This is a genomic window from Ancylobacter sp. SL191, assembly GCF_026625645.1.
Taxonomy (GTDB): Bacteria; Pseudomonadota; Alphaproteobacteria; order Rhizobiales; family Xanthobacteraceae; genus Ancylobacter.
The window spans coordinates 949,127-963,581 of the sequence record NZ_CP113056.1; the positions used below are offsets into that span (position 1 = coordinate 949,127).

General features: G+C 69.0%; 10 protein-coding genes and 1 pseudogene. 9 read left to right on the plus strand and 2 right to left on the minus strand.

Annotated elements, in window-relative coordinates:
* Complete coding sequence (locus tag OU996_RS04275; protein WP_267584414.1) at window positions 1–891, minus strand: 4-(cytidine 5'-diphospho)-2-C-methyl-D-erythritol kinase; 891 nt, start codon at window positions 889–891, stop codon at window positions 1–3.
* Window positions 892–1,085: 194 nt separating this feature from the next.
* Here OU996_RS04275 and rimP point away from each other — a divergent pair, with 194 nt between their 5' ends.
* The 9 genes and pseudogenes from rimP (at window position 1,086) to pnp (ending at window position 12,167) form a co-directional block, all read left to right on the plus strand.
* Entirely contained in the window at window positions 1,086–1,937 is an 852-nt protein-coding gene (gene rimP, locus OU996_RS04280; RefSeq protein ID WP_267584415.1) for a ribosome maturation factor RimP, read from the plus strand.
* Window positions 1,937–3,556, plus strand: a complete 1,620-nt coding sequence (gene nusA / locus OU996_RS04285) for a transcription termination factor NusA (RefSeq protein ID WP_267584416.1) — start codon at window positions 1,937–1,939, stop codon at window positions 3,554–3,556. The genes rimP and nusA overlap by 1 nt, the downstream gene beginning before the upstream one ends.
* A gap of 42 nt (window positions 3,557–3,598) precedes the next feature.
* Window positions 3,599–4,378 (plus strand): RNA-binding protein, encoded by a 780-nt coding sequence (locus OU996_RS04290; protein ID WP_267584417.1) that lies wholly within the window; start codon window positions 3,599–3,601, stop codon window positions 4,376–4,378.
* A gap of 66 nt (window positions 4,379–4,444) precedes the next feature.
* On the plus strand, window positions 4,445–7,213 hold the full coding sequence (gene infB, locus OU996_RS04295) for a translation initiation factor IF-2 (protein WP_267584418.1): 2,769 nt from the start codon (window positions 4,445–4,447) through the stop codon (window positions 7,211–7,213).
* 149 nt (window positions 7,214–7,362) lie between these two features.
* On the plus strand, window positions 7,363–7,782 hold the full coding sequence (gene rbfA / locus OU996_RS04300; RefSeq protein WP_267584419.1) for a 30S ribosome-binding factor RbfA: 420 nt from the start codon (window positions 7,363–7,365) through the stop codon (window positions 7,780–7,782).
* The gene (truB, locus tag OU996_RS04305) at window positions 7,779–8,843 is read left to right on the plus strand and encodes a tRNA pseudouridine(55) synthase TruB (protein WP_267584420.1); all 1,065 of its coding nucleotides are present in this window, start codon (window positions 7,779–7,781) and stop codon (window positions 8,841–8,843) included. The genes rbfA and truB overlap by 4 nt, the downstream gene beginning before the upstream one ends.
* A gap of 138 nt (window positions 8,844–8,981) precedes the next feature.
* Entirely contained in the window at window positions 8,982–9,275 is a 294-nt protein-coding gene (locus OU996_RS04310; protein WP_267584421.1) for a TM2 domain-containing protein, read from the plus strand.
* A gap of 234 nt (window positions 9,276–9,509) precedes the next feature.
* Window positions 9,510–9,779, plus strand: a complete 270-nt coding sequence (gene rpsO, locus OU996_RS04315; RefSeq protein WP_267584422.1) for a 30S ribosomal protein S15 — start codon at window positions 9,510–9,512, stop codon at window positions 9,777–9,779.
* Window positions 9,780–10,020: 241 nt separating this feature from the next.
* Window positions 10,021–12,167, plus strand: a pseudogene (pnp, locus tag OU996_RS04320) (polyribonucleotide nucleotidyltransferase).
* A gap of 112 nt (window positions 12,168–12,279) precedes the next feature.
* On the opposite strand, the gene OU996_RS04325 reads toward pnp, so the two are convergent.
* Complete coding sequence (locus OU996_RS04325) at window positions 12,280–14,295, minus strand: methyl-accepting chemotaxis protein (RefSeq protein WP_267584423.1); 2,016 nt, start codon at window positions 14,293–14,295, stop codon at window positions 12,280–12,282.
* Between the last annotated feature and the right edge of the window lie 160 nt (window positions 14,296–14,455).

A 14,455-nucleotide genomic window follows, 5' to 3' on the forward strand; every position in this document is an offset into this window, starting at 1 on the left:
TCAGCCGATTACGGTGGATTTCACCCACCAGCCCGGCCGGGCGGCGGCGACCTGCTTGGCCGCGCGGGCGGCGGCGCGGCAATCGTCATAGAGCGCGAACATTGTCGCGCCGGAGCCGGACATGCGCACCAGCCTCACATCCGGCGTCCCGGCCAACGCCGCTTCCACCTCATCAAGCACCGGCGCGAGGGCGCGGGCGGGCGCCTCCAAGTCGTTCGGTTCGTTGGCGAGCCAGCCCAGCGCCGCCGCGCGGCTGGTGAAGGCGGGCAGCGGCGTCGCGCGTGCCCGTGTCGTGCCCGGCTCAAGCGCCAGCGCGCGGAACACGCCGGAAGTCTCGACCGGCACGCGCGGATTGACCAGCACGGCGCCGAAGCGCGGCAGGGCGACGGGGGTCAGGCTCTCACCGCGCCCGCCCATGAGGCAGGCCCGCCCCAAAAGGCAGGCCGGCACATCCGAACCGGTGGCGAGCGCCGCCGCCATGAGGCGCGGATCGCCCAGCGCCAACCCATTGGCACGGGCCAGCAGCCGCAGCGCCGCCGCTGCGTCGGCCGAACCGCCGCCAATGCCGGCTGCGACCGGCAGGCGCTTGTCGAGAGTGAAAGAACCGAGCCCAAGGCCGGGCACGCGGGTGGCGAGGTCGCGCGCGGCGCGCAGCACCAGATTGTCGGCCCCCGCCTCCAGCCCCGCCGCGCCCGGACCGGTGAGGCTCAGCGACAGCTCGTCTCCCGGCGCGAGGCTCAATCGATCGGCGACGCCGGCAAAGGCAACGAGGCTCGCCAGTTCGTGATAGCCGTCGGCGCGGCGCCCGAGCACGCGCAGCGACAGGTTCACCTTCGCGGGAGCGCGTTCGGTGGGCACGGCGGATGGCGTGGATGCAGGCGGGCGCAGCATGGTCCGCTTATGCGACGGCGGGCCGGACCTCGCAAGGCGGCGCTTCCGGCCCGTGCTTGCCAGCGACCGGCGTTTGGATGTATAAGACCGCCAATCCAAATATCTCACAACGACTTCTGGTCGGTTGAGAGTGGGTTCCGCCGCCGGAACCCGCTCTTTTTGCATTGCGGACCTGATAGGTTCGGACGGGACGGATGAGCGAACAGGACATCACTGCCGAACAGGCAAACGAAGCGGCTACCGCGCCGGAATCGCGCCTCGACGAGCCGCGGCTCGTGACCGAGACCGGCCCGGCCGCGCGAGTCGCCGGGATTGTCGGCCCGGTGCTCCAGGGCCTCGGCTTCCGCCTTGTGCGGGTCAGGCTCTCGGGCCGCGAGGGCATAACGCTGCAGATCATGGCCGAGCGGCCCGATGGCAGTTTCGGTATCGAGGAATGCGAGGCGGCGAGCCGTGCCATCTCGCCGGTGCTCGATGTCGAGGATCCGATCTCCGGCGCCTACACGCTGGAAATGTCCTCGCCCGGCATCGACCGCCCGCTGGTGCGCCTCAGCGATTTCGAGCGCTGGGCAGGTCATGAGGTAAAGGTCGAGATGGCCGTGCCGCTGGAGGGCCGCAAGCGCTTTCGCGGCACGCTGACGGGCGCGCAGAACGCCGAGGCGCTGGTGCGCCTGCCCGACGCCCCCGCCGACACGCCGGACCTGTTCGCCCTGCCGATCGCCGACATTGGCGAGGCCCGCCTCGTCATGACCGAGGCGCTGATCCGCGAGGCCCTGCGGCGCGACAAGGCGCTGCGCGAGGGCGCCGGCATCGACGAGGACGACATCGACACCGCCGATATCGGCGATGCGCTCGCCGACGAGACCGAGGGCGACGAGGATGCGGGCGAGGACTCGGCGGAGGGCCCCACCCCTCGCCTCATCCCGCCGAAGAAGATGCCGGTGCGCGGCAAGGTGAAGGCGAAGCCCGCCTTCAAGCCGAAGGGCGCCGCCAAGCCCGGCAAGAAGTCCAACGCCAAACGCAAATCTACCGCGAAGGAGATCCACTGATGGCAGTGGTCAGCGCAAACCGGCTCGAACTCCTGCAGATCGCCGATGCGGTCGCGCGCGAGAAATCCATCGACCGGGGCATCGTCATCGCCGCCATGGAAGATGCGATCGCCAAGGCGGCCCGCTCGCGCTACGGCGCGGAGACCGACATCCACGCCGAGATCAACCCGCGCACCGGCGAACTGCGCCTGGCGCGCCATCTCCTCGTGGTCGATCAGGTCGACAATCCTGCCATCGAGATCGACCTCGCCAGCGCCAACCGGCTGAACCCGGCCGCGCAGGTCGGCGATTCCATCGCCGACACGCTGCCGCCCTTCGATTTCGGCCGGATTGCCGCGCAGAGCGCCAAGCAGGTCATCGTGCAGAAGGTGCGCGAGGCCGAGCGCGACCGGCAGTATGACGAGTTCAAGGATCGCATCGGCGAGATCGTCAACGGCGCGGTCAAGCGCGTCGAATATGGCAATGTGGTCGTCGATCTCGGCAAGGGCGAAGCCTCGCTGCGCCGCGACGAGTTGCTGCCGCGCGAAGTCTTCAAGGTCAGCGACCGCATCCGCGCCTATGTCTATGATGTGCGCCGCGAGCCGCGCGGCCCGCAGATCTTCCTGTCGCGCACCCATCCGCAGTTCATGGCGAAGCTGTTCGCGCAGGAAGTCCCGGAAATCTATGACGGCATCGTCGAGATCAAGGCGGTCGCCCGCGACCCCGGCTCGCGCGCCAAGATCGCCGTCACCTCGCGCGATTCCTCGGTGGACCCGGTCGGCGCCTGCGTCGGCATGCGCGGCTCGCGCGTGCAGGCCGTGGTGAACGAACTGCAGGGCGAGAAGATCGACATCATCCCGTGGTCGCAGGACGTCGCGACCTTCATCGTCAACGCGCTCGCCCCGGCCGAAGTGGTCAAGGTGGTGCTCGACGAGGATAGCGAGCGTATTGAAGTCGTGGTGCCCGATGCCCAACTAAGCCTGGCGATTGGCCGTCGCGGCCAGAATGTCCGCCTCGCTTCCCAGCTTACCGGCTGGGACATCGACATCATGACCGAGGCGGAAGAGAGCGAGCGGCGCCAGAAGGAATTCGCCGAGCGCTCGAAGATCTTCGCCGAGGCGCTCGATCTCGACGAGATGATGGGCCAGCTTCTGGCCTCCGAGGGCTTCGCGACGCTGGAAGAGCTGGCGTATGTGCCGCTCAACGAGCTCGCCGGCATCGAAGGCTTCGACGAGGACACGGCGCAGGAACTGCAGAGCCGCGCCCAGAACTATCTGGCGCAGGTCGAGGCCGATCTCGACGCGCGCCGCCGCGAGCTGGGCGTCGCCGACGACCTGCGCGAGGTGCCGGGCGTGACCTCGGCCATGCTGGTGGCGTTCGGTGAGAACGACATCAAGTCGGTCGAGGATCTCGCCGGCTGCGCCACCGACGATCTCGTCGGCTGGACCGAGCGCAAGGATGGCGAAACCGTCCGCACGCCGGGCGCGCTGGAAGGCTTCGAGATCTCCCGCGAGGAGGCCGAGGCGATGGTGATGCAGGCCCGCGTCAAGGCCGGCTGGATCGACGAGTCGGAACTGGCGGTGGCTGGTGAGGACGCGGCGGACGGCGCGGCGGACGCCGAGGACGAGGCCCGGGCCTGATCGGCTCTGGCTGGGTCTGGGGCGCCGGGGACGGAGGCGGGAATGCCTGACGAGAACACGGCGCCCGGCACGGACGTGCCCGAGATTGGCGTGCCCAAGATTGACGTGCCTGAGACGAACGTGCCCAACGCAGATGCGGCTGCCGCCGGCACCGAGGTGCCGGAGCCGGAGCTGCCGGAAACCGATGCCGGCCCCGCGGCCGCGCGTCGCGAGACCACCCGGCAGTGCCTCGCCACCCGCGAGGTGATGCCGGTCGACCGGATGATCCGCTTCGTCGTCGGTCCCGACGGCGTGGTGGTTCCCGATATCGCCGCCCGCCTGCCGGGTCGCGGTGCCTGGGTCGCCGCCAATCGCGCGGCGCTGCGCCAGGCGATGAAGAAGAAGGCTTTCGGCCGCGCCTTTCGCGGCCGTGGCCGTGCCGAGGAGAGCCTCCCCGATCTGGTGGGGGCGCTGCTCGAAAAGGACGCGCTCGCCGCCCTCGCCCTCGCCAACAAGGCCGGGCGGGTGGTGACGGGCAATGCCAAGGTGGTCGAGGCGCTGCAGGCTGCGGCGCCGCGGCCGGGCATGAAGCAGGTGCCCGTCGCGGGGCTGATGCACGCGGCGGACGCGGCCGAGGACGGGATGGCGAAACTCGATGCGCTGGCCCGCCGGATCGGCGAGGCGGCGGGACGGGAAATCGCCCGCGTCATGGCCTTTCCGGGCGCGCAATTGGACTTGGCACTCGGGCGGGCAAATGTGGTACATGCTGCGCTGCTTGCGCATCCGACGAGCGCGGGCTTCCTCGCGCGTGTAAAAAGGCTCGAAGACTGGCGCGCCGACTAAGCCAGTCGCCGAACGATAAGTGACGCATTCACGCACGGGGCGGGAGTGCACAGGAACGGATACCGAATGACCGATACGAAGAACCCGGGCGAGAAGACGGTGGGCGTTGGCCAGGGTGCTGGCCAGGGGGGCAAGACCCTCACGCTCAAGCGACCTGTCGAGCAGGGCGTCGTCCGCCAGAGCTTCAGCCATGGACGGTCCAAGTCCGTCGTGGTCGAGAAGGTGAAGCGTCGTGTACTTGGCCCGGGCGACAAGCCCGAGGCGCCGGTCGCGGCTGCCCCTTCTCCGGCCCCGGCGTCGGCCCAGCCGTCCCGTCCCGCTCCGGCTCCCGCCGCATCGCCGGCCCGCCCCGCTCCGGCGGCGCAGACCGCGCGCCCGCCGCTGCGCAGCACCCAGCCCTCGCCGAACGCCAATCTCTCGGCGCCGCGTCCGGCCCCGCAGGGCCCGCGCCCCGGCGGCGTCGTGCTGCGTTCGCTGACCGAGGAAGAGGCCCGCGCCCGCACCGCGGCCCTGCAGGACGCCCGCGTCCGCGAGGTCGAGGAGCGCAAGCGCGCCGAGGAAGAAGCCCGCCGCCGCGCCGAGCGCGAGGCGCGCGAGAAGATCGAGCGTGAGGCCGCCGAAGCGCGCAAGCGCGAGGAAGAGGCCCGCCGCGCCGCCGACGACGAGGCCAAGCGCAAGTCCGAGGAAGAGGCCCGCAAGCGTTTCGGCGAGAACCAGCCGGCCGCCGCGCCCTCCGCCCCGGCGGCGCCGCGCGCCGCCCAGCCGGCCGCGCCCGCCCCCTCCACGGCCGCCACTCCCGGCGCGCCGCGCGTGGCGACCCCGCGCAGCCCGAACGCGATGGATTCCGAGGAAGACGATCGCCGTCCGGTCCGTCGTGGCCCCGGTGGCGCCCCCGCGCGTCCGGTCACCCCGCCCAAGCCGACCCGTCCGGCCGGCCCCGAGAAGAGCCGTGGCCGCCTGACCGTCGTCACCGCCCAGTCCTCCGAGGACGAGCGCCAGCGTTCGGTCGCCTCCTTCCGCCGCCGCACCCAGCGCATGAGCGGTCATCGCCATGTCGAGGCGAAGGAGAAGATCGCGCGTGAAGTGACGGTCCCGGAGACGATCTCCATCCAGGAGCTCGCCAACCGCATGGCCGAGCGCGCCGTCGACGTCATCCGCCTGCTGATGAAGCAGGGCCAGATGGTGAAGATCACCGATGTGATCGACGCCGACACGGCCCAGCTCATCGCCGAGGAACTCGGTCACAGCGTGCGCCGCGTCGCCGAATCCGACGTCGAGGAAGGCCTGTTCGATACGGCCGACACCGACGACGAGCTGGTGTCGCGTCCGCCGGTCGTGACCATCATGGGCCATGTCGACCACGGCAAGACCTCGCTGCTCGATGCCATCCGCAAGGCCAATGTCGTCTCGGGCGAGGCTGGCGGCATCACGCAGCATATCGGCGCCTATCAGGTGACCTCCCCGCTCGGCGGCAAGGTGACCTTCATCGACACCCCCGGCCACGCCGCCTTCACGGCGATGCGTGCCCGTGGCGCGAAGGTGACGGACATCGTGGTGCTGGTGGTGGCGGCCGATGACGGCGTCATGCCGCAGACGGTCGAGGCCATCAGCCACGCCCGCGCCGCCAAGGTTCCGATGATCGTGGCGATCAACAAGATCGACAAGCCCGGTGCCAAGCCCGAGCGCGTGCGCAGCGAACTGCTGCAGTACGAGGTTCAGGTGGAAAGCCTCGGCGGCGACACGCTGGAAGTCGAGGTCTCGGCCAAGGCCCAGACCAATCTCGACAAGCTGCTGGAGCTGATCACCCTCCAGGCGGAAGTGCTCGACCTCAAGGCGAACCCGAACCGCGACGCGGAAGGCACCGTCATCGAGGCCAAGCTCGACCGTGGCCGTGGCCCGGTTGCCACCGTTCTGGTCCAGCGCGGCACGCTGCATGTCGGCGACATCGTCGTGGCCGGCGCCGAGATGGGCCGCGTGCGCGCCCTGATCGACGACAAGGGCGCCAATGTCGCCGGTGCCGGCCCGTCCTTCCCGGTCGAGGTGCTCGGCTTCAACGGCACGCCGGAGGCGGGTGACCGCATCGCCGTGGTGGAAAACGAAGCCCGTGCCCGCGAGATCACCGACTATCGCCAGCGCCAGAAGCGCGAGAAGGCGGCGGCCCGTTCCGCCACCGTCCGCGGCTCGCTGGAGCAGATGATGAGCCAGGCCAAGACGACGGGCCGGAAGGAATTCCCGCTCATCATCAAGGGCGACGTGTCCGGTTCGGTGGAAGCGATCATCTCCTCGCTGGAGAAGCTCGGCACCGACGAGGTGCAGGCCCGCATCATCCACTCCGGCGCGGGCGGCGTGAACGAGAGCGACGTGACGCTGGCCGAGACGGCCGGCGCGGCGATCATCGCGTTCAACGTGCGCGCCAACAAGGAAGCCCGCGACGCCGCGGACCGTGCCGGCATCGAGATCCGCCAGTACAACATCATCTACGACCTTGTGGATGACGTGAAGGCGGCGATGGGTGGCCTGCTCGCCCCGGTGAACCGCGAGACCATGCTCGGCAACGCCCTGATCAAGGAGATCTTCGGCGTCTCCAAGGTCGGCAAGGTGGCGGGCTGCCTCGTCACCGACGGCATCGTCGAGCGCGGCCAGCATGTCCGCCTGATCCGCGACAACGTCGTGATCCACGAGGGCAAGCTTGCGACGCTGAACCGCTTCAAGGATGCGGTGAACACGGTGCAGTCCGGCCAGGAATGCGGCATGTCCTTCGAGAACTACCAGGACATGCGCGCCGGCGACGTCATCGAGTGCTACCGCGTCGAGGTCGTGCAGCGCACGCTGTGATCCACGACGCCCCGTTCGCGGGGCGTCGGCGCGTCTCCTGAGGGGACGCGACACTCCACGGGAAGGTGCGGTCCAAGCCCGCGCCTTCCGGTCGAAGCCGGCTCCGCCGGCCCGGTGCGCCGGGCGGGAGCCCTGAAGGTTTGTGCATCATGAAGAACAGAGCGAGCTCGGGTTCCGGCCCGAGCCAGCGCCAGTTGCGCGTGGGCGAACTGGTACGCCACGCCCTCTCGGACATTCTCGCGCGCGGCGACCTGCCCGATCCCGCGCTCACCAAGGTTCTGATCACCGTGCCCGAGGTGCGGATGAGCCCGGACCTGAAGATTGCCACCTGCTTTGTCATGCCGCTCGGCGGCAAGGACACCAAGGCGGCGATCGACGCGCTGGCGACCAACGCCAAGCCGCTGCGCGGCGCCATCGGCCGCCGCGTCGAACTCAAATTCGTGCCGGAACTGCGTTTCCGCATCGACACCTCCTTCGAGGAGGGCTCGCGGATCGACGCCCTGCTGCGCCTGCCCGTGGTGCAGCGCGACCTCGAGACCGACACGACCGACAGCGAGACCGACGAATGAACGCCCCGCTTGCCCCCAAGGCCCTCCGCGACGAAGCTCTCGGCGAGGACGCCGTTCTGGACGCGGCCCTCACCGCGCCGCACGCCGTGCCCGAAACGGCCGTCGCCCTCCCGACCGAGGCCCCCGCCGAGTTGCCCCCGCGCAAGCGCCGCCCCAAGCGCGATGTCGATGGCTGGGTGCTGCTCGACAAGCCGGTCGGCATGACCTCGACCCAGGCGGTCGGCGCGGTGAAATGGCTGTTCCAGGCCAAGAAGGCCGGCCATGCCGGCACGCTCGACCCACTCGCCTCCGGCTGCCTGCCGATCGCGCTGGGCGAGGCGACCAAGACCGTTCCCTTCGTCATGGACGGGCGCAAGGTCTATCGCTTCACCGTGCGCTGGGGTGTCGAGACCGATACGGATGACAGCGAGGGCAAGGCCGTCGCGGACTCCACCGTGCGCCCGGACCGCGACGCCATTCTCGGCATCCTCGACGAGTTCCGCGGCCAGATCGAGCAGGTGCCGCCCGCCTTCTCGGCGCTGAAGATCAATGGCGAGCGCGCCTATGATCTCGCCCGCGACGGCATCCAGGTCGAGCTTGCCGCTCGCACCGTGGTGGTGCATTCGCTGGAACTCGTCGAGATGCCCGACGCCGACCATGCGGTGTTCGAGACCGAATGCGGCAAGGGCACCTATGTGCGCTCGCTCGCCCGCGACATGGGCCGACGCCTCGGCACGCATGGTCATATCTCGGCGCTGCGCCGCACCCGCGTCGGCACCTTCGCCGAGGAGGAACTCGTTCCGCTCGCCGCGCTGCGCGCCTGGTCCGAGGAGCGCGACGACGCCGCGCCGCTGCATGTGCTGCGCCCGGTCTCGGTCGGCCTCGACACGCTTCCCAGCCTGCGGGTCTCTTCCACCGATGCGGCGCGGCTCGCCCATGGCCAGCCGATCATCCTGCGCGGGCGCGACGCGCCGATCCTCGAAGGGCCGGTAGCGATCACCGCCGGCGGGCGCCTCATCGCGCTCGGCGAGGCCGAGGCCGGCGAGATCTACCCCAAGCGCATCTTCCACGCCGGCAAGTAGGCCGCGCTCCTAGAAGACCCCTCATCGGCCCGGCCCCGCGCCGGGCCGATCTGCATCTGCAGCGGCCCGAGCGGGCGGCCCGCGTTGACGCCCCGCCTGTGGCGGATCACTCTACCGTCCATGACACATGAGGCGACCATGGGACTGACGACGCAGGACAAGATTCTGATCGAGACGCGCATCGCCAATGAGAGCCCGTCGGCGACCGCGGCCTACCTCCTGTGGTTCTTCCTCGGCTTCGTCTCGGCGCACCGTTTCTATCTCGGGCGGCCGGGCACGGCGGTGCTGCAGATCCTCAGCTACTTCCTGGTGATCGGCTTCATCTGGTGGATCGTCGACGGCTTTCTCATCCCCGGCATGATCCGCGACAAGCAGGCCGAGCTGCGCCAGCGCTTCGTCACCTCGGCGCTCGCCGAACAGCCCTATCTCTGAGCGGCGGCGCCGCTTTCCGGCCCGTGCCGCCCGCCGGCATCGGCTAGCCAACGGCGCGATTTCGTGTATGGTGCCGACGCGTTGCGGACAGGCGTCCGCGCGACCCGTCTGCTTTGACCGCGCTGGACGACATCCCGGCCCGGCCGAACGACGGACCCGGCAGGCGACCCCGGACAGGGCCTTGAGGCCCGTGCCGCGCCCGCTCTTTCTTCTAGACACTGAAAGGACCACCCGATGTCGATCACTGCCGAGCGCAAGCAGGCGCTCATCACCGAATACGCCACCAAGCCGGGCGACACCGGCTCCGCCGAAGTGCAGGTCGCGATACTCACCGAGCGCATCGCCAACCTCACCGGCCACTTCAAGACCCACGCCAAGGACAACCATTCCCGGCGTGGCCTGCTGAAGCTGGTGTCCCAGCGCCGTGGCCTCCTCGACTATCTCAAGAAGACCGAGGAAGGCCGCTACAAGGCCCTGATCGAGCGGCTGGGCATTCGCCGCTGATGCACGACGCGAGGCTCGCGCTGTAACGGCGCGGGCCTCGTGCCTTTGAAGACGGCGCGCGCGGATGGTCCGCCACGCCGACGACCGTAAAGGCGGCGGGCATGGGGCTCGCCGCGTCCGACGAGAAGCGGCGCGCCATGGCAGGATCGCCGGGGGCTCGCAGGCAGGTCCGCGTACCGGATCCTGCACCGAGCCTCTCGCCGTCTTGCCCTGGCCCCGTTTCGGAAAGCCAGAGACAAACATGTTCGATATTCACCGCGAGGAACTCGATTGGGGTGGGCGCACGCTCGCCCTCGAGACCGGCCGCATGGCGCGCCAGGCCGATGGCGCCGTGCTCGCGACCTATGGCGACACCACCGTGCTCGCCACCGCCGTTTCCGCCAAGGCGCCCAAGCCCGGCCAGGACTTCTTCCCGCTGACCGTGAACTACCAGGAAAAGGCCTACGCGGCCGGCCGCATTCCCGGCGGCTATTTCAAGCGTGAAGGCCGTCCGAGCGAGAAGGAGACGCTGGTCTCCCGCCTCATCGACCGCCCGATCCGCCCGCTCTTCGCCGAAGGCTACAAGAACGACACCCAGGTCGTCGTGACCGTGCTCTCGCACGATCTCGAAAACGACCCGGACGTGGTCGCCATGGTCGCCGCCTCCGCCGCGCTCACCTTGTCCGGCGTGCCCTTCATGGGCCCGATCGGCGGCGCCCGCGTCGGCTTCATCGACAATGAGTATGTGCTGAACCCGACCGTCGACGAGGTCAAGGAATCGGCGCTCGACCTCGTGGTCGCCGGCACCGCCGACGCCGTGCTGATGGTCGAATCGGAAGCCAAGGAGCTGTCCGAGGAAGTCATGCTCGGCGCGGTCATGTTCGGCCACCGTCACTTCCAGCCGGTGATCGACGCGATCATCCGTCTCGCCGAGAAGGCCGCCAAGGAGCCGCGCGAGTTCAGCGCTCCCGACCATTCCGCGCTCGAGACCGAGCTGCGCGGCCTGATCGAGGCGGACCTGCGCGACGCCTACAAGATCGCCCGCAAGCAGGACCGCTACGAGGCTGTCGGCGCCGCCAAGTCCAAGGCGAAGGCGCATTACGCCGCGCTCGCCGCCGAGGGCAAGGACGTGCCGGACGCCCAGACCCTTGGCGAAGTGCTCAAGGAGCTCGAGGCTAAGATCGTCCGCTGGACCATCCTCGACGAGGGGATCCGCATCGACGGCCGCGACACCAAGACCGTGCGCCCGATCGTCTCCGAAGTCGGCGTGCTGCCGCGCGCCCACGGCTCCTCGCTGTTCACCCGCGGCGAGACGCAGGCCCTGGTCGTCGCCACGCTCGGCACCGGCGAGGACGAGCAGTACATTGACAGCCTGGAAGGCACCTACAAGGAGCGCTTCCTGCTGCACTACAACTTCCCCCCTTCTCGGTCGGCGAGACCGGCCGCATGGGTTCGCCCGGCCGTCGCGAGATCGGTCATGGCAAGCTCGCCTGGCGCGCCATCCGCCCGATCCTGCCGCCCGCGCATGAGTTCCCCTACACGCTGCGGGCGGTGTCCGAGATCCTGGAATCGAACGGCTCCTCCTCGATGGCGACCGTCTGCGGCACCTCCCTGGCGCTGATGGATGCCGGCGTGCCGCTGCGCCGTCCGGTGGCCGGCATCGCCATGGGCCTCATCCTCGAGGGTGAGCGCTTTGCGGTGCTGACCGACATCCTCGGCGACGAGGATCATCTCGGCGACATGGACTTCAAGGTGGCCGGCACCGAGAAGGGCGTCACCGCCCTTCAGATGGACATCAAGATCGCCGGCATCACCGAGGAGATCATGAAGGTCGCCCTCGGCCAGGCGAAGGATGGCCGCGCGCACATTCTCGGCGAGATGAGCAAGGCGCTGACCGGCGCCCGCGCCGAACTCGGCGAGCATGCCCCGCGCATCGAGGTGATCCAGATCCCGGTCGACAAGATCCGTGAAGTGATCGGCTCGGGCGGCAAGGTGATCCGCGAGATCGTCGAGAAGACCGGCGCCAAGATCAACATCGAGGACGACGGCACCGTGAAGGTCGCCTCCGCCTCGGGCGAGTCGATCAAGGCCGCGCTGAACTGGATCAAGTCCATCGCCTCCGAGCCCGAGATCGGCCAGATCTACGAGGGTACGGTGGTGAAGGTGGTCGATTTCGGCGCTTTCGTGAACTTCTTCGGCGCCAAGGACGGCCTCGTGCACGTCTCGCAGCTCGCCAAGGAGCGGGTGGCGAAGCCCTCCGACGTCGTCAAGGAAGGCGAGAAGGTCAAGGTCAAGCTGCTCGGCTTCGACGAGCGCGGCAAGACCCGCCTGTCCATGAAGGTCGTCGACCAGGAGACCGGCGAAGACCTCGAGGCGAAGGGCAAGGCCGACGAGCCGGCCGCCGACTGAGGCCTTTGGGGGCGCCGGGCTTCCGCCCGGCTTCTTCCTCCTGACGGAATCGAAAAGGGCGGCCGCGCGGCCGCCCTTTTTGCTGTCTGGGGCATGTCGCCCGGTGCGTGCCTCAGGCGGCGCGCACCGTCTCGACGAAGCTGTGAACTTCCTGGCGCAGGGCGACCGCCTGCTGGGACAGGTCGCGGGCGAAGGACAGCACCTGATGGGCGGCGACCGAGGAGGCTTGCGCGGCCTTCTCCACCGCACCCATGCTGCTCGTCACTTCCTTGGTCCCGTTCGCCGCCTGCTGGATCGAGCGGGCGACCTCCGAGGTGGTGGCCTGCTGCTCCGCCATGGCGGCGGCGATGGCGGAGGCCGAGGCGCGCAGCTCCGCGATGGTCCGGCTGAAGCCGGTGATCGATCCCAGCACATCCCCGGTCGAGGCCTGGATGCCAGAGACGCGCTCGGATATGCCGGCGGTGGCGGTGGCCGTCTGGCCGGCCAGCGTCTTCACCTCCTGCGCCACCACGGCGAAGCCGCGACCCGCCTCGCCGGCGCGGGCCGACTCGATGGTGGCGTTGAGCGCGAGCATGTTGGTCTGGCCGGCAATGGTGTCGATCAGGCTGATGATGGTGCCGATCTGCTCCGCCGCCGAGCGCAGATGCGTCATCTGGCCACTCGTCGAATCGACCTCGGTGACGGCGCGTTCGGTCATGGTGGTGGACTGGTGCAGCCGCTCGCCGATCTCATGCGCCGAGGCCGACAGCTCCTCAATGGCGGCCGCGACGGCCTGCACGTTGGAGGTGGCGAGCTGGGCCGCCGCGCTGACCGAGGCCGCCTGGGCGGTGGTCTCGTCGGCGGTGGCGTTGAGGCTTTCCGAGGCGGTCTGCAGCTCGCTCGCCGCCGTCGCGACGGTGTCGACGACGGCGCCGACCGCCGCCTCGAACTGGTTGGCGAGTTGGTGCATCTCCTCGCGCCGACGCATCGCCGCCATATGCTCGGCCGCCTCGTTCTCCGCCCGCTCGCGCTCGGCCTCGGCCAGGCTATCGCGGAACAGGGTGAGGCAGCGGGCCTGGTCGCCGATCTCGTCGCGGCGTTCGGCATGGGGGATCTCGGCGGTGAGATCGCCACCCGACACATGCTCCATCGCCTCGCTGACGTCGCGCACCGGGCGGGCAATGCCGAGGAAGGAATAGATGGCGGCGGCAATGGCGGCGAGAATGGCGATAACGGAGAAGATGAGGATCTGCGCCATGCCCGTGGCCAGCGCTTCGTCCGAAGCGATCTGCGCCTCAATGGCCTGGTCGGTGCTCTCCTTGGTCACGTCGCTCAACAGGCGCGTCGCCTCCTCCAGCGCCGGCTCGCTGCGCTCGGCGACGAGCTTGGCCCGGCTCTGGATTTCCTCGATGCCTTCATTGATCGTCGTGACATATTCCGCGAAATCCTTGCGGATCGTCTCCATCGTGGCGGCGATCATCGCATTGCTGCCGAACTGCTCGCCGACATCCTTCATCACCTGCTCGGCCCGCGCCTGCATCGAGACGATCAGCGGGAGCTTGGTGGTGTCGCCTTCCAGAATGAACAGCGCGGCGGCGAGGTTGATGGCGTCGACGAGCTGGTCGAGCGGCTGCACATTGCTCGCCATGTCGGGCTGCTCGGCCTCCAGAAGCTGGCCATAGAGTGTCGAGAAGCCGGTGCGCACGCGCATGGCGAGGGCGCCGCGGCTGTCCACCGCATTGAGCTGGACCGCCTGCGACTTGCGGATTTCCGCCGAAACGGCGCCGACGTCGCGCAGCTTCTCCTTCAGCTTGCGGAACACCTCGCGATCATCGTCATGGGTCTCGAGTTCCATCAGCCGGTCGAGCCGGGACTGCGCGCCGGCAATGTCGACCTTCACCTTGCGCAGAAACTCGTCATTGCGCGGGTTGGCGAAAGAGAGCTGCAGGCGCGTCTCGTTCTGGCGGATATTGGCGAGCGCGATGGAGACCTGCTCGGCCTCCTTCAGAATCTGGCTCTGGCGGAGAGCGACCTCATCCGCCGCCTCAATCCCGCTGATGGCGATATGGCGGCTCAGGATTACGCTGGCGGAGAGAAGGATCAGCAGGCCGGACATGATGCCCAGCTTCCACGCGATCCCAAGGCGCATTCCCAACATCGGGGGACTCCTAAAATGGTGTTGCCCGGAGAAGACCCCAACTGGCTTGCTTGAGACTTGCGGATTGTCGGGTATCCCGTTGCCCGTAGGCCGGGCTGATGCCCATCGACAGGCATTGGACAGGAAGCGCGACTCATATTAGAATCATTCT

What these genes read in the sequence shown, in the direction of transcription:
- OU996_RS04275 (WP_267584414.1), bottom strand. Translation starts at nt 891, where the DNA reads ATGCTGCGCCCGCCTGCATCCACGCCATCCGCCGTGCCCACCGAACGC.
- rimP (WP_267584415.1), top strand. Translation starts at nt 1,086, where the DNA reads ATGAGCGAACAGGACATCACTGCCGAACAGGCAAACGAAGCGGCTACC.
- nusA (WP_267584416.1), top strand. Translation starts at nt 1,937, where the DNA reads ATGGCAGTGGTCAGCGCAAACCGGCTCGAACTCCTGCAGATCGCCGAT.
- OU996_RS04290 (WP_267584417.1), top strand. Translation starts at nt 3,599, where the DNA reads ATGCCTGACGAGAACACGGCGCCCGGCACGGACGTGCCCGAGATTGGC.
- infB (WP_267584418.1), top strand. Translation starts at nt 4,445, where the DNA reads ATGACCGATACGAAGAACCCGGGCGAGAAGACGGTGGGCGTTGGCCAG.
- rbfA (WP_267584419.1), top strand. Translation starts at nt 7,363, where the DNA reads ATGAAGAACAGAGCGAGCTCGGGTTCCGGCCCGAGCCAGCGCCAGTTG.
- truB (WP_267584420.1), top strand. Translation starts at nt 7,779, where the DNA reads ATGAACGCCCCGCTTGCCCCCAAGGCCCTCCGCGACGAAGCTCTCGGC.
- OU996_RS04310 (WP_267584421.1), top strand. Translation starts at nt 8,982, where the DNA reads ATGGGACTGACGACGCAGGACAAGATTCTGATCGAGACGCGCATCGCC.
- rpsO (WP_267584422.1), top strand. Translation starts at nt 9,510, where the DNA reads ATGTCGATCACTGCCGAGCGCAAGCAGGCGCTCATCACCGAATACGCC.
- OU996_RS04325 (WP_267584423.1), bottom strand. Translation starts at nt 14,295, where the DNA reads ATGCGCCTTGGGATCGCGTGGAAGCTGGGCATCATGTCCGGCCTGCTG.